The following is an 18,517-nucleotide window of genomic DNA, read 5'->3' on the forward strand; positions in this document are numbered from 1 at the left end:
CGTCATGAAGATCGGAGAACTGGCCAAACTCACCGACTGCGCCGTGGAAACCATCCGCTATTACGAGCGCGAAAACCTGCTGCCGGAACCGGCCCGCAGCGACGGCAACTACCGCGTCTACACCCAGGCCCACGCCGAACGCCTGACCTTCATCCGCAACTGCCGCACCCTCGACATGACGCTCGAAGAGATCCGTAGCCTGCTAGCCATGCGTGACAGCCCGCAGGATCAGTGTGAGAGCGTTAATACCCTGATCGACGAGCATATCCAGCATGTGAAAGCGCGGATTGATGGGTTGCTAGCGTTGCAGACACAACTGCTCGACCTGCGCCAACGCTGTGGCGAAGGGCCGGGGGCGGAGCAATGCGGGATTTTGCAGCGGCTGGAAGTGAGTGGCGGGGTTGTTGCGACGGAAATCGAACACTCCCACGTGGGCCGCAGCCACGGCCATTAAGAACACCGAGTATCCCTGTGGGAGCTGGCTTGCCAGCGATAGCGGTTTTACAGACACATCAATGTTGAATGTGCCGCCGTCATCGCTGGCAAGCCAGCTCCCACAGGTTTATTGGCAAGCCTTCAGACCGCCATCGGCGCGGTCATCGGCGCGTGGTGCTCATAACCTTCCAGCGAGAAATCGCTCGGCTCAACCAGCTCCAGCCACTCCGGCTGATATACACCGGTCTTGGCAAACTCCGGCACGCGGTCGGAGATTTTCAGCTTCGGCATGGCGAACGGCTCGCGCTTGAGCTGTTCATTGAGCATGTCGAGGTGGTTCTCGTAGACGTGCGCATCACCGATGAAATAGGTGAACCAGCGCGGCGTGTAGCCGGTCAGGCGACCGATCAGGCTCAGCAGCGCGGCGCCTTCGGTGAGGTTGAACGGCGTGCCCAGACCCAGGTCGTTGGAGCGGATGTAGAGGGTCAGGGAAATTTCCTTGGTCTCGACATTCGGGTGGAACTGGTACAGCAGGTGGCAAGGCGGCAGGGCCATTTCATCGAGCTGGGCGCAGTTCCAGCCGTGGAACAGAATGCGGCGGCTGCCCGGGTCATTGATGATCGTGTCGACGCACTGGCGCACCTGATCGATGGCTTTGTACAACACCACGTAGGCCTGGCCGTCTTCTTCGCCTTGGGCGATTTGCTTGTAGCCGTTGCTCAAGGTTTGTTCGATGGCGGCCGTGTTGCTCAACGGGATCTGCTTGTACGCCGGCCATTTGCGCCATTGCACGCCGTAGATCTCGCCGAGGTCGTCGTCGCCCTGGCGGAACGGGTTGGCCAGCCACTGGGCATTTTCGTTGGCGTTCTGGTCCCAGACCTTGCAGCCCAGCGCACGGAATTCAGCGGCGTTGTTGACGCCCCGCAGAAAGCCGCACATCTCGCCGATGGCCGATTTGAAGGCCATCTTGCGGGTGGTGATCGCCGGGAAACCTTCCTGCAGATCGAAACGCAGCATCGCCCCCGGGAAACTGATGGTGTTGATGCCGGTGCGGTTGGCCTGTTTGGTGCCGTTCTGAATGACGTGCGAGACCAGTTCGAGATATTGCTTCATGAGTTACCTGTGTCCTTGGAGCCCCGGCGTCGCGCGCCGGGGTTCGTAGTTTAAGCCGTCGGAGCGAGCGGTGCTGCCGGCGCGCGACGATAGGCCAGCCAGATCAGGAACAGCCCGCCGATGATCATCGGCACGCACAGAACCTGCCCCATGGTCAGCCAGTTCCAGGCCAGATAGCCCAGTTGCGCATCCGGGACGCGGACGAACTCGACGATGAAACGGAAGATGCCGTAAAAAAGCGCGAACATGCCGGAAACGGCCATGGTTGGGCGCGGTTTACGCGAGAAAATCCACAGGATCAGGAACAGCGCCACGCCTTCGAGGGCGAACTGATACAGCTGCGAGGGGTGACGCGGCAGTTGCGCCGGATCGCTGAACGGCGGGAAGACCATGGCCCACGGCACGTCGGTGGCCTTGCCCCACAACTCGGCGTTGATGAAGTTGCCGATACGCCCGGCACCCAGACCGATCGGCACCATAGGCGCGACGAAGTCCATCAACTGGAAGAACGACTTGCCGTTACGCTTGCCGAACCAAAGGGCCGCGAGCATCACCCCGATAAAGCCGCCGTGGAACGACATGCCGCCCTTCCACACTTCGAAAATCAGCGTCGGGTTGGCCAGGTAAGCGCTCAGGTCGTAGAAAAGCACATAGCCCAGACGCCCGCCGACAATCACGCCCATCGACAGCCAGAAGATCAGATCGGAGAGCTTCTCCTTGGACCAGGTCGGGTCGAAGCGGTTGAGCCGGCGCGACGCCAGCAGCCACGCACCGCCGATGCCGATCAGGTACATCAGACCGTACCAGTGGATTTTCAGCGGACCGATGGCCAGGGCCACCGGGTCGATCTGCGGGTAAGGCAGCATTGCGACTCCTCGTTAGAGTTGAAACCAAAATTCCCGGGCGACGCTGCCACCTCAGGATTAAGTCAGGATTGCGGCGCGGTTAAAGCAGAAAGCTCAAACCCACGCTGAACAGCAAAGCGGCGAACAGCCGTTTCAGCAAGCGCGGCGACAATCGATGTGCCAAACGCGCGCCGATGCGGGCGAAGACCATGCTGGTCAGGGCGATGCCCAACAACGCCGGCAAATAAACAAAACCGAGACTATGGGCTGGCAGCAACGGATCATGCCAGCCCAGAATCATGAAACTTAATGCACTGACCAGAGCGATCGGCAGGCCACAGGCTGATGAAGTCGCCACGGCTTGCTGCATCGGCACACTGCGCCAGGTCAAAAACGGAACGGTGAGCGAACCGCCACCGACGCCAAATATCGCCGAGGCCCAACCAATCACACTGCCGGCCACGGTCAGACCGAGTTTGCCCGGCACGGTTCGGCTGGCCTTGGGTTTGATATCCAGCGCCAGTTGCACGGAAATCACCAGGGCGAACACACCGATGATTTTTTGCAGGTTTGGCCCCGAGATCGCTTCAGCGGTCAGCGCACCGAAACCGGCACCGAGCAAAATGCCCACCGCCATCCACATGAAGATCGGCCAGCGCACCGCACCACGCCGATGATGTTCACGCACAGCGTTGACCGAGGTGAAAATGATCGTTGCCAGCGACGTACCCACCGCCAGATGCGTCAGGATCGACTGGTCAAAACCTTGCAGGGTGAAACTGAACACCAGCACCGGGACAATGATGATCCCGCCCCCCACTCCGAACAGCCCGGCCAGTACGCCCGCACAGGCGCCCAGCGCCAGATAGAGCAGAAATTCCATGACCGTCTCCCAAGGCGCATCGCCAAAACCGGAGCGGCATGGTAACGGATGCATGGCCTCCTGCTCCACTTGCGATGGATGCACGGACGCTGGATGCGTAGAGTGAGCAAAAAACACACAAGGACCACCTTATGTGCCTGATTGTTTTCGCCTGGCGCCCGGGCCGTGCCCAGCCGCTGATCGTCGCGGCCAACCGTGACGAATTCTATGCCCGGCCAAGCCTGCCGCTGGCGCAATGGCCGGAGGCGCCGCAGGTGCATGCCGGGCGTGATCTGGAGGCTGGCGGGACCTGGCTGGGGATTGGCGCCAGTGGCCGCTTTGCCGCACTGACCAATATTCGCGATCCGCATCAGCCGCCGGCCCGCAAGTCACGGGGCGAGTTGGTGGCGCGGTTTCTGACGGGTGATGCGTCGATTGATGATTATTTGAACGATGTGGTCGGACGTGCGCCGGAATATGCCGGGTTCAATCTGCTGCTCGGCAACAGCCATGAACTGTGGCACTTCAATGCGCGGATGTCGGAGCCGGTGATGCTTGAGCCCGGTGTTTACGGTCTGTCGAATGCCGGGCTGGATACGCCGTGGCCGAAGTTGCTCAAGGCCAAGGCAGCGTTGAGCGCGGTGCTGGATGATCCGCAGCCAGCGCGATTGCTGGAATTACTCGGCGATGCGCAGACCGCGCCGTTTGCCGAGTTGCCGGATACCGGAGTGGGTCTGGCGACGGAGTCATTGTTATCGAGTGTATTTATCGCCAGCCAGAGTTACGGGACGCGGGCGAGTACGGCGCTGGTGGTTCAGGCGGACGGTACGCGGCGGATGGTAGAGCGGAGTTTCGGGCCGTATGGCGGGCATTTGGGCGAAGTGGAGATTCTGGTTTAGCAGTGCCTGGAGGGACGCCATCGCTGGCAAGCCAGCTCCCACAGGTCTCTCGGGTGTTCACAAAGTCTGTGTTCACTGAAGAACCTTGTGGGAGCTGGCTTGCCAGCGATGAGGCCAGCAGCCTTTTAGAGGGCTTTGTTGACCGCCGGCGGATTGATCTTCGACAACCCAAGATTCTTCAGCGCCAGTTGCAACGAGCTGTGGATAACTTGCGGATTATCGATGGTCATCAACTCCGCCAGCAGTTCCTTGGCCTTGCTCAGATTGACCTGACGCAACATCCATTTCACCTTCGGCAAGTTGGTGGCGTTCATCGACAGGCTGTCGAACCCCATCGCCATCAACAGCACGGCCGCCGCCGGGTCACCGGCCATCTCGCCGCAGATGCTCACCGGTTTGCCTTCGGCATGCGCATCGCGGACCACGGTTTGCAACGCTTGCAGCACCGCCGGGTGCAGGTAGTCGTAGAGGTCGGCCACACGCGGGTTGTTACGGTCGACTGCCAGCAAATACTGGGTCAAGTCGTTGGAACCGACGGACAGGAAGTCGACCATCCGCGCCAGTTCCTTGGTCTGGTACACGGCCGCCGGAATCTCGATCATCACGCCAATCGGCGGCATCGGCACGTCGGTGCCTTCGTCGCGCACTTCACCCCAAGCCCGGTGAATCAGGTGCAAGGCTTCTTCGAGTTCATGAGTGCCGGAGATCATCGGCAGCAGAATCCGCAGGTTGTTCAGGCCTTCGCTGGCCTTGAGCATCGCGCGGGTCTGCACCAGGAAGATTTCCGGGTGGTCGAGGGTGACGCGAATGCCGCGCCAGCCGAGGAACGGGTTGTCTTCCTTGATCGGGAAGTACGACAGCGACTTGTCACCACCGATGTCGAGGCTGCGCATGGTTACCGGTTGTGGGTGGAACGCGGCGAGCTGTTCACGATAGATCGCCAGTTGTTCCTTCTCGCTCGGGAAGCGCTGGTTGATCATGAACGGCACTTCGGTGCGGTACAGGCCGACACCTTCGGCGCCACGCTTCTGCGCCCGCGCCACATCGGCCAGCAGGCCGGTGTTGACCCACAGCGGCATGCGGTGGCCATCGAGGGTCACGCACGGCAGGTCGCGCAGGGTGTCGAGGCCCAACGCCAGTTGTTTCTCTTCTTCGACGACTTCGGCGAACTGCTTGCGCAGCACTTCGCTCGGGTTGGTGTAGACCTCGCCGCGCGTACCGTCGACGATCATTTCGATGCCGTCGACCTTGGCATACGGCAGATCGACCAGACCCATCACCGTCGGAATGCCCATGGCCCGGGCGAGGATCGCGACGTGGGAGTTACCCGAACCAAGTACCGAAACCAGACCGACCAGCGTGCCTTCCGGCACCTCGCCGAGCATTGCCGGCGTCAGCTCTTCGCTGACCAGAATGGTTTTTTCCGGGTAGACCAGGTTCTGCTGACGTTCTTCCTGCAAGTAAGCGAGCAGGCGGCGGCCGAGATCCTTGACGTCCGAGGCGCGCTCACGCAGGTAGGCGTCGTCCATCAATTCGAAACGGTTGACGTGTTCGGTGACCACCTGACGCAGCGCGCCCTGCGCCCACTGGCCAGTCTTGATCACAGTGGTGATTTCGCTGCCCAGCGAGGCATCGTCGAGCATCATCAGGTAGACGTCGAACAGCGCGCGCTCTTCCGGGCGCAACTGGGTCGCAAGCTTGGCGGACAAGGCACGCATGTCGGCGCGCACGCCTTCGATGGCGGTCTTGAACAGCGCCAGCTCAGCGTCGATGTCGGTGATGGTCTTGTCCGGCACCACGTCCAGATCAGCGGGCGGCAGCATGACAACTGCAGTACCGACCGCCGCACCCGGCGAACCCGGCACGCCGACGAACTTGGCTTCCTGGATACCCTTGCCCTGACGGCCCAGGCCACGGATCGAACCGGTAGCCTCGGCATGGGCGATAACGCCGGCAAGCTGCGCACTCATGGTCACGAGGAAGGCTTCTTCACCTTCATCGAACTGGCGACGTTCTTTTTGCTGGATGACCAACACGCCGACGACGCGGCGGTGGTGAATGATCGGGGCACCGAGGAACGAGGCATAGCGCTCTTCGCCGGTTTCGGCGAAGTAGCGATAGCGCGGGTGATCCGCGGCGTTTTCGAGGTTCAGGGGTTCTTCACGCGTGCCGACCAGACCGACCAGACCTTCGTTGGGTGCCATGCTGACCTTGCCGATCGAGCGCTTGTTCAAGCCCTCGGTGGCCATCAGGACGAAGCGATTGGTCTCGGGATCAAGCAGGTAGACCGAGCAGACCTGGCTGCCCATGGCCTCTTTGACGCGCAACACAATAATCCCCAACGCCGCCTTGAGATCCTTGGCGGAGTTAACTTCCTGGACGATCTTGCGCAGCGTATTGAGCATGGCTCGGGGTCGAACTCCGTCGTCAGTCGCGCGCTAAAAGGCGCGGGGCAAGCTCTTTGAGGGCGCGGCGATACACCTCGCGCTTGAATGTCACCACCTGGCCCAACGGATACCAATAGCTGACCCAGCGCCAGCCATCGAACTCCGGTTTACCGGTCAAATCCATCCGCACCCGCTGCTCGTTGGAGATCAGGCGCAGGAGAAACCATTTCTGTTTCTGGCCGATGCACAGCGGTTGGCTGTGGGTACGCACCAGACGTTGCGGCAAACGATAGCGCAACCAGCCCCGAGTACAGGCGAGTATTTCAACATCTTCACGTTCCAGGCCAACTTCTTCGTTCAGCTCGCGGTACAAGGCGTCCTCCGGCGTCTCCTCGGGGTTGATTCCCCCCTGTGGAAACTGCCAGGCATCTTGATTGATACGGCGAGCCCATAGCACCTGGCCGGCGTCATTCGTCAGAATGATCCCGACATTGGGACGGAAACCATCGGGGTCGATCACGGCAACAACCTCGCAAACGCATGTCGCCGCATTGTTCCACAAAGCTTGATAAGGCGGCAACGAAGGTTCCTACCTTATGTGCACTCTTGTGAAAAGACCGTATTCTTGTCGCCTTTTTACTGACTTTTCAGCGGGTAACTGCAATGCGCCTGGCTCTATTCGATTTGGACAACACCCTTCTGGGCGGCGACAGCGATCACGCCTGGGGCGACTATCTGTGTGAACGCGGCTTCCTCGACCCGGTGGCGTACAAGCAGCGCAACGACGAGTTCTATCAGGATTACCTGGCCGGCAAACTGGATAACGCAGCCTACCTGAACTTCTGCCTGGAGATCCTCGGCCGAACCGAAATGGCCGTGCTTGAGCAATGGCACAGCGATTACATGCGCGACTGCATCGAGCCGATCGTGCTGCCCAAGGCACTGGAACTGCTGAAAAAGCACCGCGATGCCGGCGACAAACTGGTGATCATCACGGCGACCAACCGTTTCGTTACCGCGCCGATTGCTGTTCGTTTGGGCGTCGAAACCCTGATCGCCACCGAGTGCGAAATGGTTGATGGCCGCTACAGCGGGCGCAGCACCGACATCCCGTGCTTCCGTGAGGGCAAGGTGACGCGCCTGAATCGCTGGCTGGAGGAGACCGGCTATTCGCTCGACGACAGCTATTTCTATAGCGATTCGATGAATGATTTGCCGCTGCTGGAGCAAGTGACGAACCCGGTGGCTGTCGACCCGGACCCGAATCTGCGCGCCGAAGCCGAGAAACGTGGCTGGCCGGTAATCAGCCTGCGCGACTGATATCCGCTTGCCCACAGCGTTTTGCACATCGCTGTGGGCAGCGCTTCACGCGGGTTTTGCCACCATCAGGTAGAAAATCGCCATAAACGCCAGAAATGCCGGCCACCCCAAGGCAAACCACCAGCGCATGTAGGTCGAGGCCTTTACAGGCATCGGCGTCCCTTGCAGCAGCGCCTGATCGGCCATCCTGTGCACGCGAATCTGCAACCAGACCACCGGCAACCAGCAAATTCCGGCCAGGACATACAGGCCAATGCTCCACATCAGCCAGGTCTGCTGCAGTGGCCAACCGGCCATGTGCATCAAGCCCAGGCCACTCAACGGCTGAAACACTGCTGTCGTGGTGGTGAACGCCCAATCGGCAAACACCAGATGTTTGAAGGTCACGGCGATCACTTCGACCTTGCCGGAACGCCACGCCCTGAGCGCGTAATAAGCCGAGCCGGCACCCAGCCCGAAGAGAATCGTCGACGACAGAATATGCAGGGTTTTCAGCAGCAGATAAGCGCTCATCGGCGAGGTTCAGTCCAGAGAAGCCATAAAGTAGCCACCATCAGCACCAGATTTTTGCCGACGGCCGCGTAAGGATCAAACCAGTAGTGGGGCAACACCAGGGTTATGTAGACGGTGTAGGCGAGCATCAACCCCAATTGCAGGCGAAACGCCTCCCGGCGCCAACGGCTGAACAGCATAGCGACGCCCAATACACCATCGAAGATGGCTCCACCGATCACCGCGACCTGCGCCCAGGCGCCGTGCACGCCGGTTTCGGCCATGATCCGCAGGCTCCATTGGTAGCCGGGGCCCAGACACACCGCGGCAGTGCCCAGCCAGATCAGCGCCATTACCACCAACATCAACGGGCGCAGCGCGCGCTGAACACTCTGGGCCACGGTCGGCCAATCTTGCAGTCGAGCGTGTAGCGGAGCGGCTTGATAGCCGCAAATCGACGTCAGCACGTCGGGATCAGCGAGATTGTCGCGCTGCGCCAGCTTCACGCTTTGCCGATTCAATGCACGCCAGCCGAAACGCTCTCCCAGCCAACTGCCGGTGCGCAGCAATAGTTGCGGAACCTGCACATAACGTCCCGGCATCCAACCTTGCGCCCGGCGCAAACAATCGATGACCTGAGCCAGCGTCATCGGCTCAGGCCCGACACACGGCAACACCAGCGACTGCGCGGGCCATTGCCGCAACAGGGCCAGCACCGCACCCACCACGTCATCGATATGGACGGGTTGTGATCGAGCCTTGAGATCCAACAGGGGAATCAATAGCCATGGCGAAAGCCCCGCGAGCCAGAGACTGCTTGTCCCGCCAGCACCGAGCACTAGCGAAGGGCGCAGCACCACCGCGACGGTGTCCAGCTTCAGCAGGTAGTCGTCAGCCTGGCCTTTGCTCGCCAGAAACGGCACATCGGATTGTGCCGCCGCACCCAGCGCTGAAATCTGCAGAACCCGCACGCCTTTGCGTGCGGCCAGATCGAACAATGCCCGGGCACCGCGATCCTGAATCAGGCTCAACGCCTGCTCATCCACGCTCAACAGGCCGGCGGCATTGATCAGCAAGTCGATATCGTCAGGCAAAGCAAAATGTGTGGGATCAACCGCCAACACAGCGAGGTCGAGCTGACGCCATTCGACACCTGGCCATACCGACACTTGCGGTTCGCGGCTGGTGGCGATGACGCAGTGGCCCGCAGCGCACAGCGCACGCAGGAGGTGGCGGCCGACAAACCCGGTGCCGCCCACCAGCAGAATTTTCATCACAGTCCTTGTCGCTTAAACCGGTTTTGCGCCCATCAATCCGGCAATCGCGAGAAACCCGACGGCGCTGACAATGGCCAGAATCAGGGTGAATTTCCAGTTACCGGCCTGACCGACCCGCACGCGGTTGAGTCGCGCCAGCAACCACAAGGTGCCGAGAGTCGCCACGGTGTAGATCACGCCAGAAAACAGAATCCAGGTCTGGCCCAGCGGCCAGCCCACCAGGTGCACCAGCCACCAGCCGCTGAAGGGCATGCTGAACATGCACAGCAGCATCAGGCACCAGACGAAAATCCACGGGCGACGCAACGTGCTGGCCGCCCCTTCGCTGCGCTTGCGCCAGGTCAGATAGCCAAGGCCGACACCACAGACCAGCAATACGGCTGTCGCGGCGACATGCAGGATTTTCAGAGTGGTCAGGGTTTCCATACTTTGTCTTCCTTGGGACGTGCCCTTCAGCGTAGCCGTTTAGCCAAGAAACAACTGATAGGCCGGGTTCTCGCTCTCATCCCAATACGGGTAGCCGATTTCTTCCAGCGCCGCCGGTACCAGATGACGCTCGTCATGCGGCACTTGCAGACCAGCGACCACCCGGCCATCCGCCGCGCCGTGGTTGCGGTAATGGAACATCGAGATGTTCCAGCGCCCACCAAGCTTGTTGAGGAAGTTGAACAGCGCGCCCGGACGCTCCGGGAACTCGAAGCGAAACACCACTTCATCTACAACCTGCGCCGCGCGTCCGCCGACCATGTGGCGGATGTGCAACTTGGCCAGTTCGTTGTCGGTCAGGTCGAGGACCGGGAAACCCTGCTCGGTCAGGCTCGCCAGCAGTGCACTGCGCGGATCGTTTTCCGGATGGGTCTGCACGCCGACGAAGATGTGCGCTTCGCTGCCGGTGTTGTAGCGATAGTTGAATTCGGTGATCTGACGCTTGCCGATGGCCTCGCAGAACGCCTTGAAGCTGCCGGCCTTCTCGGGGATGGTCACGGCGATGATCGCTTCGCGGCCTTCACCCAGCTCGGCGCGCTCGGCAACGTGGCGCAAGCGGTCGAAGTTGACATTGGCCCCGGAGTCGATGGCGACGAAGGTCTGGCCGCTGACACCGCGCTGTTCAACGTACTTCTTGATTCCGGCCACGCCCAGGGCGCCGGCAGGTTCGGTGATCGAGCGGGTATCGTCGTAGATATCCTTGATTGCCGCGCAGATCTCGTCGGTGCTGACGGTGATCACTTCATCGACGTAATCCTTGCAGATGTCGAAGGTGTGCTGACCGATCTGCGCCACGGCGACGCCGTCGGCGAAGATGCCCACGGTCGGCAGTACCACGCGCTCGCCCGCCGCCATCGCAGCTTGCAGGCAATTGGAGTCATCCGGTTCGACGCCGATGACCTTGATGTCCGGCCGCAGGTATTTCACGTACGCAGCGATGCCGGCGATCAGCCCGCCGCCACCGACCGGGACGAAAATCGCATCCAGTGGCTGTGGGTGCTGACGCAGAATCTCCATCGCCACGGTGCCCTGCCCGGCAATGGTGTGCGGATCGTCGTACGGGTGAATGTAGACGTAGCCTTTTTCGTCGACCAGTTTCAGCGAGTAGGCCAGGGCTTCCGGGAATGAATCGCCGTGCAGCACCACTTTGCCGCCGCGCGAACGCACGCCTTCGACTTTGATCTCGGGGGTGGTCTTGGGCATGACGATGGTGGCTTTTACGCCCAGCACTTTCGCCGCCAAGGCCAGACCCTGCGCATGGTTGCCCGCCGACGCGGTGACCACGCCACGGGCGCGCTCTTCTTCAGTCAGTTGGGTCAACTTGTTGTAGGCGCCGCGAATCTTGAACGAGAACACCGGCTGCAAGTCTTCGCGCTTGAGCCAGATGTCATTGCCCAGCCGCTCGGAGAGCTGGCGAGCGTTCTGCAGCGGGGTTTCTACGGCAACGTCATAAACGCGCGAGGTGAGGATCTTTTTGACGTACTGTTCGAGCATCGGAAAGCATCACTGAGCGGGTTGGGCAGGGCCAAGGAGTCTAACCCGGCTTTTGCCCGGGCGACCACACTAAACAGGTGGTTTTAGCCAGCGAGAACCCATTGTGGCGAGGGGATTTATCCCCGATGGAGTGCGAAGCACTCCCCCAGCAGTCATCAAGTGATACCGCACCCTCAGGTTTCACGACGACTGCGTCGCCGGTCGGGGCGGTGCGACGTTTCGTTAAATCCCCTCACCACAGGAGGTTTTCGCCGGGCATGGGGATATAATGCCGGCCTTTCCGTTCTCCCCTCGCCCGCTTCCGGAGCCCGCATGACCCAGGATCAACTCAAACAGGCAGTGGCTCAGGCCGCCGTCGACTTCATCCTTCCGAAACTCGACGACAAGAGCATCGTCGGGGTCGGCACCGGCTCCACTGCCAACTGCTTCATCGACGCCCTGGCGCAACACAAGGGTGCGTTCGACGGCGCAGTCGCCAGCTCCGAAGCCACCGCCGCGCGCCTGAAGGGCCACGGGATTCCAGTGTATGAGCTGAACACCGTCAGTGACCTGGAGTTCTACGTCGACGGCGCCGACGAAAGCGACGCTCACCTGAATCTGATCAAGGGCGGTGGCGCGGCCCTGACCCGCGAGAAGATCGTGGCGGCCGTGGCCAAGACCTTCATCTGCATCGCCGACGCCAGCAAACTGGTGCCGGTGCTGGGCGAATTCCCGCTGCCGGTCGAAGTGATCCCGATGGCCCGCAGCCACGTCGCGCGCCAACTGGTGAAACTGGGCGGCGACCCGGTCTACCGCGAAGGCGTGCTGACCGACAACGGCAACATCATCCTCGACGTGTTCAATTTGCAGATCACCAACCCGGTCGAGCTGGAAGCGCAGATCAATGCAATTGTCGGCGTGGTCACCAACGGTCTGTTCGCGGCGCGTCCGGCGGATCTGCTGTTGCTGGGTACCAGCGAAGGCGTGAAAACCCTCAAGGCTGAGTAAGCCGGACTGCCCGAAATTGATGGGTAGATGAAATGCCCCGGTAGGAGTGAGCCTTTGTGGTGAGGGGATTTATCCCCGATGGACTGCGCAGCAGACCCCTTTTCTGGGGCCGCTTCGCGACCCATCGGGGATAAATCCCCTCACCACAGGGCCAGCTCCCACAGTGTTTTGGGGTATTGGTCAGGGCTGTGCCGGTTTTTTGAAGACGTAAAACAGGTTCGGCTCACTCACCAGATACAACGTGCCGTCGTCATCCATCGCAATCCCCTCCGCTTGCGGTACGGTCTTCTTCAAACCCTGCCGACCGCCGCTGATGGACATCGTGCTCAACGGGCGTCCATCGACATCCAGCTCCAGAATCAATCGCGACTCGTCCGACAGCGCCAATAAATGGCCGCTGCGCTCGTCGTATTGCAGGCTCGACAGATCGCGCACGAACATCCCGGCGTCACGCTTGGGATCGTTGATCACATGCACCGCGTAGGACTTCTCCGGATTGAAATGCGGGAAGCCGTGCACTTCGTAGATCAGCATCGGATTGCGCTCTTTCGCGACAAACAGGCGCTTGCCCACCGAGTCATACGCCAGACCTTCAAAACCTTTGTTGCTGGCCATATGCACGCCGAGGGTCATCTGCTCAGCGTCCGCCGCGTCGAGGAACGTGGTGCCTGCCTCCAAGTGAATCTTGATCAGCCGCTGCTGACGCTCGTCAGTGATCACGTAGGTGTCGGCGCTGATGTACTCGACGGCTTCGGGATCGCCGAAACCGATCAGGGCGATACGCCGCAGGATCTTGCCTTCAAGCGACAGTTCGACCAGCTCGGAATTCTTGTTGGTCACGGTGAACAGGCTTTTGCGCACCGGATCGAAGGTCAGCGCCGAAACATCGTCGTCCAGCCCTTCAATCACCCGCGCCTCAATCTCCACGCGATACTGATCCAGCCCAATCGACTCGCTACTCTGCGGTTGCCATAGTGTGTGCAAGTTAAACCAGGCGCGCTCGAACAGGCGCATGTATTGACCGATCGCAATCAACGCGATCAGGGCAATCACCGACAGGAAGACAATCAGAGGTTTGGGGCGGGCAAGTCGACGCATGTGGATGGGCTCGGGATCAAAACAGGCGGATGAAATATCACGCCCGTCTGAACTGAAGCTTAATGGCCACTTGCCTGTCAGGACAATCAGACTTGTCTGAAATTGCCGCGAGGACAGTTATCGCTTTTTTTCGAAGCGATAGAACAGGTTGGGTTCGCTGACCATGTACAACGTGCCCGCCTCGTCCATGGTCACGCCTTCGGCGCGGGGGATGGTGTTCTTCAGGCCGTTGAAGCCGCCGAGCAGGGTCATGAAGCTGACCTGTTCGCCCTTCTCGTCCAACTCCAGCAACAAGTGCGAATCGGCGGACAGCACCAGTGTGTGGCCAGTGCGCGGGTCGATTGCCAGAGCAGAGAGATTGCGGATATCCAGCTCATCACTGGCCAGTTTCTGCTTGTCGCCGTTCAGAGTCTGGCTGCCATCGCTTTTCCAGGTGAACAGTGCCGGCGGGCGTTCTTCACCCAGCAGCAACTGGTGGTTGCGCGGGTCCCAGGTGATCGCTTCGAAGGCCTTGTTCTGGTCTTTCGACGGACCGAGGTCGTATTTGGGGAAATTGGCGATGTTCAGTTCACGGGTGTCGGCATCGACTTTGACGATCGAGAGCAGGTGCTGGCGCTCATCGACAATCGCCATCAAGCCGTTTTCCATGACGGTCAGGCCTTCAGGATTGCTCCAGCCGACCAGCGGCATCTTGCGCAGCACATCGCCTTGCAGATTCAGCTCGGCGAGAAACGGATTTTTGCCCATCACCGAAAACAGGGTCTTGGTCTGCGGGTTATAGGACAGGTCGGAGGCCTCGTCCTTGTCCATGCCCGTCAGCGGCTTGGCATCGATGACCACCCGATAGTCCGGCAGCCAGATGCTTTCTTTCTGCTCGGCCTGGCTTTCGAAGCGCTCCAGCACCCACAACACCCCGCGGTCATCCCAATGCATGGCGAACGCCAGGCCGTATGCCGCGGCAATCACCAACAGCAGCCAGGCATACCAGCGCAGGGCGAATCGTGAGCGGCGTGGCGATTTGAGCTGAGGTTGAGATGACATCGATGGACGCGTTCCGAAATTTCAGGCTATGGGTAATAGCATAAAGAAGCCGGCTAAGACGCCAGAATGAGAGGAATTATCCGTACAAGATGTGAAAAAAACGGCAAATGGCGGGATTGCCCTGCACCGTTGCGGGAAGGATCACAAATCTGGATATGAGACCGACTCTTGTAGCGAGGGGATTTATCCCCTCACCACAAAGGCTGGCTCCCACAAGAGATTTGCGGTGTGGCGGTTAGCGCACGCTGCTGTTGAAGCTGCTCGCACCGACCAGTTCCAGAACGATGTCATCGCCGACATTCAGCGGACCAACACCCACCGGCGTGCCAGTGAGGATCACGTCACCGGCCTGCAGCGAGAAGCAGCCGGCCATGTGCTGGATCATCGGCACGATCGGGTTGAGCATCGCGCTGCTGTTGCCGTCCTGACGGACTTCGCCGTTGATGGTCAGGCGGATGCCGATGTCGGTCAGGTCGGCGAAGGTGCTGCCGACCACGAACGGGGCAAGCACCGCCGCGCCGTCGAACGACTTGGCGATTTCCCACGGCAGGCCCTTGGCTTTCAATTCAGCCTGCTTGTCGCGCAAAGTCAGATCCAGCGCCGGGGCGAAACCGGAGATCGCATCGAGCACTTCTTCACGGCTCGGTTTGGTCGACAGCGGCTTGCCGATCAACACGGCGATTTCCGCTTCGTAGTGCACCGAGCCGCGCTCGGTCGGAATGCTGAAACCGCCTTCCAGCTCGACCACGCAACTGCCCGGCTTGATGAACAGCAACGGCTCGGTAGGCACCGGGTTGTCCAGTTCCTTGGCGTGTTCGGCGTAATTACGGCCAATGCACACGACTTTCCCGATCGGGAAGTGGATGCGCGTGCCGTCGACATACTGGTGCTGATAGCTCATTTACCGACTCCTGCCTTCATTGATTCATCAAGAATTACAGATCAAACCGCGAAGATCTTGCCCGGGTTCATGATGCCGTTCGGGTCGAACACCGCTTTCACCGCTTTCATGTACTCGATTTCGACCGGGGAACGGCTGTAGGTCAAGTAATCGCGCTTGGTCATGCCGACGCCGTGCTCGGCGGAGATCGAGCCGTTGTACTTCTCGACGGTTTCGAACACCCACTTGTTGACGGTGGCGCACTTGGCGAAGAACTCATCCTTGCTCAGGTTTTCCGGCTTGAGGATGTTCAGGTGCAGGTTGCCGTCGCCGATGTGGCCGAACCAGACAATTTCGAAATCCGGGTAGTGTTCGCCGACGATTGCGTCGATTTCCTGCAAGAACGCCGGCACTTTCGAAACGGTGACCGAGATGTCGTTCTTGTACGGCGTCCAGTGCGAGATGGTCTCGGAGATGTACTCGCGCAGCTTCCACAGGTTCTGCAACTGGGTTTCGCTCTGGCTCATCACGCCGTCCAGCACCCAGCCCTGCTCGACACAGTGTTCGAAGGTTTCCAGTGCGCTGTTGGCTACTTCTTCGGTGGTCGCTTCAAATTCCAGCAAGGCATAGAACGGGCAGGCGGTTTCGAACGGCGCCGGCACATCGCCGCGCCCCATGACCTTGGCCAGGGCTTTGTCGGAGAAGAATTCGAACGCGGTCAGGTCGAGCTTGCCCTGGAAGGCGTGCAGCACCGGCATGATCGAGTCGAAATCGGCAGTGCCAAGGACCATCGCGGTGAGGTTTTTCGGCGCACGATCCAGACGCATGGTCGCTTCGACGACGAAACCGAGGGTGCCTTCAGCGCCGATGAACAGTTGCCGCAGGTCATAACCGGTGGCGTTCTTGATCAGGTCTTTGTTCAGCTCCAGCACATCGCCCTTGCCGGTGACGACTTTCATCCCGGCCACCCAGTTGCGGGTCATACCGTAGCGAATCACCTTGATTCCGCCGGCATTGGTGCCGATGTTGCCGCCAATCTGGCTGGAACCTGCAGAAGCGAAGTCGACCGGGTAATACAGGCCTTTTTCTTCGGCGACGTTCTGCAAATGCTCGGTGACCACACCCGGCTGACACACGGCGGTGCGGTCTGTGAGGTTCACGTCGAGAATCTGGTTCATGTAGTCGAACGAGACCACCACTTCACCATTCGCGGCCACCGCAGCAGCGGAAAGCCCGGTGCGCCCGCCCGATGGCACCAGCGCGACCTTGTGCGTGTTGGCCCAACGGACAACGGCCTGCACCTGCTCGATGGTCTTGGGGAACACGATGGCGCTTGGGGCCGGGGCGAAATGCTTGGTCCAATCCTTGCCGTACGCGTTCAGGGAGTCGGCGTCGGTCAGGACCTTGCCAGGCTCGACCAGGGTCTTCAGTTCATCAATCAGGGCAGGATTGGTCATCGACAGAACTCTCGAACAATTCATGGTCATCCTGAGAACGCTTCACGTCGCAGGAATGAGTGTTTAGCGGGGCGGCTATGCTAGCATACCGACCCCGCAGGACAGTGCCCAAGGCCAGATCTGCGGTAACGGCTTTCCTGCCGTTTGGGTCAGCTCCAGGCTGCTCCCCTCCCTGCCATTTTTCTCCGGGATACAGGTTTACGCAGATGAGCAAGACTTCTCTCGATAAGAGCAAGATCAAGTTCCTTCTTCTCGAAGGCGTCCACCAATCGGCTGTCGACGTCCTCAAGGCGGCGGGCTACACCAGCATCGAATACCTGACAGGTTCCTTGCCGGAAGCCCAGCTCAAGGAAAAGATCGCTGACGCTCACTTCATCGGCATTCGTTCTCGCACCCAACTGACCGAAGAAATCTTCGATCACGCGAAGAAGCTGGTGGCAGTCGGCTGTTTCTGCATCGGCACCAACCAGGTTGACCTGAGTGCTGCCCGCGAGCGCGGTATCGCCGTGTTCAACGCGCCGTACTCCAACACTCGCTCCGTTGCCGAGCTGGTGCTGGCCGAAGCGATTCTGCTGCTGCGCGGCATCCCTGAGAAAAACGCTTCCTGCCACCGTGGTGGCTGGATCAAATCCGCAGCCAACTCCTTCGAGATCCGTGGCAAGAAGCTGGGCATCGTCGGCTACGGCTCGATCGGTACGCAGCTGTCGGTTCTGGCTGAAGGTCTGGGCATGCAGGTGTTCTTCTACGACACCGTGACCAAGCTGCCGCTGGGCAACGCCACGCAGGTCGGCAACCTGCACGAGCTGCTGGGCATGTCCGACATCGTCACCCTGCACGTTCCGGAAACCGCTGCGACCCAGTGGATGATCGGCGAGAAGGAAATCCGCGCCATCAAGAAGGGCGGCATCCTGATCAACGCGGCGCGCGGCACCGTGGTCGAGCTGGACGCCCTGGCGGACGCGATCAAGGACAAGCACCTGATCGGCGCGGCCATCGACGTATTCCCGGTGGAGCCACGCTCCAACGACGAAGAGTTCGAAAGCCCGCTGCGTGGCCTCGACAACGTGATCCTGACCCCGCACATCGGTGGCTCGACCGCCGAAGCGCAAGCCAACATCGGTCTGGAAGTGGCGGAAAAACTGGTCAAATACAGCGACAACGGTACTTCCGTTTCGTCGGTCAACTTCCCGGAAGTAGCCCTGCCGGCTCACCCTGGCAAGCACCGCCTGCTGCACATCCACGAGAACATTCCGGGTGTGATGAGCGAGATCAACAAGGTCTTCGCCGAAAACGGCATCAACATCTCCGGTCAGTTCCTGCAGACCAACGAGAAAGTCGGTTACGTGGTAATCGACGTCGACGCCGAGTACTCGGAGCTGGCGCAAGAGAAGCTGCAACACGTCAACGGTACTATCCGTAGCCGCGTGCTGTTCTGATCGAACGC

At 60.3% G+C, this 18,517-nt stretch carries 18 protein-coding genes; 5 read left to right on the forward strand and 13 right to left on the reverse strand.

What is annotated here, in order from left to right; translation table 11 throughout:
* Positions 1-4: 4 nt before the first annotated feature.
* Positions 5-454: a Cd(II)/Pb(II)-responsive transcriptional regulator gene (cadR, locus tag KI231_RS27885; protein ID WP_103304349.1), complete on the forward strand. Its 450-nt coding sequence runs from the start codon at positions 5-7 to the stop codon at positions 452-454.
* A 122-nt stretch (positions 455-576) separates the two neighbouring features.
* Here cadR and KI231_RS27890 read toward each other — a convergent pair whose 3' ends face one another.
* From KI231_RS27890 to KI231_RS27900, 3 genes are all read right to left on the reverse strand, one after another.
* Positions 577-1,548 carry a thymidylate synthase gene (locus KI231_RS27890; protein WP_213026873.1) on the reverse strand — a complete coding sequence of 324 codons (972 nt, stop codon included), beginning with the start codon at positions 1,546-1,548 and terminating at the stop codon, positions 577-579.
* A gap of 50 nt (positions 1,549-1,598) precedes the next feature.
* Complete coding sequence (gene lgt, locus KI231_RS27895; RefSeq protein WP_103304351.1) at positions 1,599-2,414, reverse strand: prolipoprotein diacylglyceryl transferase; 816 nt, start codon at positions 2,412-2,414, stop codon at positions 1,599-1,601.
* Between the two features lie 79 nt (positions 2,415-2,493).
* Positions 2,494-3,276, reverse strand: a complete 783-nt coding sequence (locus tag KI231_RS27900; protein WP_103304352.1) for a sulfite exporter TauE/SafE family protein — start codon at positions 3,274-3,276, stop codon at positions 2,494-2,496.
* Between the two features lie 131 nt (positions 3,277-3,407).
* Between KI231_RS27900 and KI231_RS27905 the strand changes: the two genes are divergently transcribed.
* Complete coding sequence (locus tag KI231_RS27905) at positions 3,408-4,154, forward strand: NRDE family protein (protein ID WP_213026874.1); 747 nt, start codon at positions 3,408-3,410, stop codon at positions 4,152-4,154.
* Positions 4,155-4,279: 125 nt separating this feature from the next.
* Here KI231_RS27905 and ptsP read toward each other — a convergent pair whose 3' ends face one another.
* Positions 4,280-6,559 carry a phosphoenolpyruvate--protein phosphotransferase gene (gene ptsP / locus KI231_RS27910; RefSeq protein WP_213026875.1) on the reverse strand — a complete coding sequence of 760 codons (2,280 nt, stop codon included), beginning with the start codon at positions 6,557-6,559 and terminating at the stop codon, positions 4,280-4,282.
* 22 nt (positions 6,560-6,581) lie between these two features.
* The gene (locus KI231_RS27915; protein ID WP_003229203.1) at positions 6,582-7,061 is read right to left on the reverse strand and encodes an RNA pyrophosphohydrolase; all 480 of its coding nucleotides are present in this window, start codon (positions 7,059-7,061) and stop codon (positions 6,582-6,584) included.
* Between the two features lie 143 nt (positions 7,062-7,204).
* Here KI231_RS27915 and KI231_RS27920 point away from each other — a divergent pair, with 143 nt between their 5' ends.
* Positions 7,205-7,861, forward strand: a complete 657-nt coding sequence (locus KI231_RS27920) for a histidinol-phosphatase (protein ID WP_213026876.1) — start codon at positions 7,205-7,207, stop codon at positions 7,859-7,861.
* Positions 7,862-7,906: 45 nt separating this feature from the next.
* Here the strand turns inward: KI231_RS27920 and KI231_RS27925 are convergent, their stop codons facing one another.
* The 4 genes from KI231_RS27925 to ilvA are packed head-to-tail and all read right to left on the reverse strand — an operon-like array spanning position 7,907 to position 11,610.
* Complete coding sequence (locus KI231_RS27925; RefSeq protein ID WP_213026877.1) at positions 7,907-8,374, reverse strand: DUF2269 family protein; 468 nt, start codon at positions 8,372-8,374, stop codon at positions 7,907-7,909.
* Positions 8,371-9,627, reverse strand: a complete 1,257-nt coding sequence (locus KI231_RS27930; protein ID WP_213026878.1) for an SDR family oxidoreductase — start codon at positions 9,625-9,627, stop codon at positions 8,371-8,373. The genes KI231_RS27925 and KI231_RS27930 overlap by 4 nt, the downstream gene beginning before the upstream one ends.
* Before the next feature lie 15 nt (positions 9,628-9,642).
* Positions 9,643-10,056 (reverse strand): DUF2269 family protein, encoded by a 414-nt coding sequence (locus KI231_RS27935; RefSeq protein WP_103304358.1) that lies wholly within the window; start codon positions 10,054-10,056, stop codon positions 9,643-9,645.
* A gap of 39 nt (positions 10,057-10,095) precedes the next feature.
* Positions 10,096-11,610 (reverse strand): threonine ammonia-lyase, biosynthetic, encoded by a 1,515-nt coding sequence (gene ilvA, locus KI231_RS27940; RefSeq protein WP_103304359.1) that lies wholly within the window; start codon positions 11,608-11,610, stop codon positions 10,096-10,098.
* A gap of 312 nt (positions 11,611-11,922) precedes the next feature.
* Here ilvA and rpiA point away from each other — a divergent pair, with 312 nt between their 5' ends.
* Positions 11,923-12,597: a ribose-5-phosphate isomerase RpiA gene (gene rpiA, locus KI231_RS27945; RefSeq protein ID WP_007913886.1), complete on the forward strand. Its 675-nt coding sequence runs from the start codon at positions 11,923-11,925 to the stop codon at positions 12,595-12,597.
* 180 nt (positions 12,598-12,777) lie between these two features.
* Here rpiA and KI231_RS27950 read toward each other — a convergent pair whose 3' ends face one another.
* From KI231_RS27950 to KI231_RS27965, 4 genes are all read right to left on the reverse strand, one after another.
* Complete coding sequence (locus KI231_RS27950) at positions 12,778-13,695, reverse strand: SdiA-regulated domain-containing protein (protein ID WP_213026879.1); 918 nt, start codon at positions 13,693-13,695, stop codon at positions 12,778-12,780.
* A 117-nt stretch (positions 13,696-13,812) separates the two neighbouring features.
* Entirely contained in the window at positions 13,813-14,736 is a 924-nt protein-coding gene (locus KI231_RS27955) for an SdiA-regulated domain-containing protein (protein ID WP_213026880.1), read from the reverse strand.
* Positions 14,737-14,971: 235 nt separating this feature from the next.
* Entirely contained in the window at positions 14,972-15,637 is a 666-nt protein-coding gene (locus KI231_RS27960; protein WP_213026881.1) for a fumarylacetoacetate hydrolase family protein, read from the reverse strand.
* A gap of 41 nt (positions 15,638-15,678) precedes the next feature.
* On the reverse strand, positions 15,679-17,073 hold the full coding sequence (locus KI231_RS27965) for a D-2-hydroxyglutarate dehydrogenase (RefSeq protein ID WP_213026882.1): 1,395 nt from the start codon (positions 17,071-17,073) through the stop codon (positions 15,679-15,681).
* A gap of 206 nt (positions 17,074-17,279) precedes the next feature.
* Here KI231_RS27965 and serA point away from each other — a divergent pair, with 206 nt between their 5' ends.
* Positions 17,280-18,509, forward strand: coding sequence for a phosphoglycerate dehydrogenase (gene serA / locus KI231_RS27970; RefSeq protein ID WP_025112046.1), 1,230 nt, complete (start codon positions 17,280-17,282; stop codon positions 18,507-18,509).
* Positions 18,510-18,517 lie beyond the last annotated feature (8 nt).

The organism is Pseudomonas sp. Seg1, from assembly GCF_018326005.1.
Taxonomy (GTDB): Bacteria; Pseudomonadota; Gammaproteobacteria; order Pseudomonadales; family Pseudomonadaceae; genus Aquipseudomonas.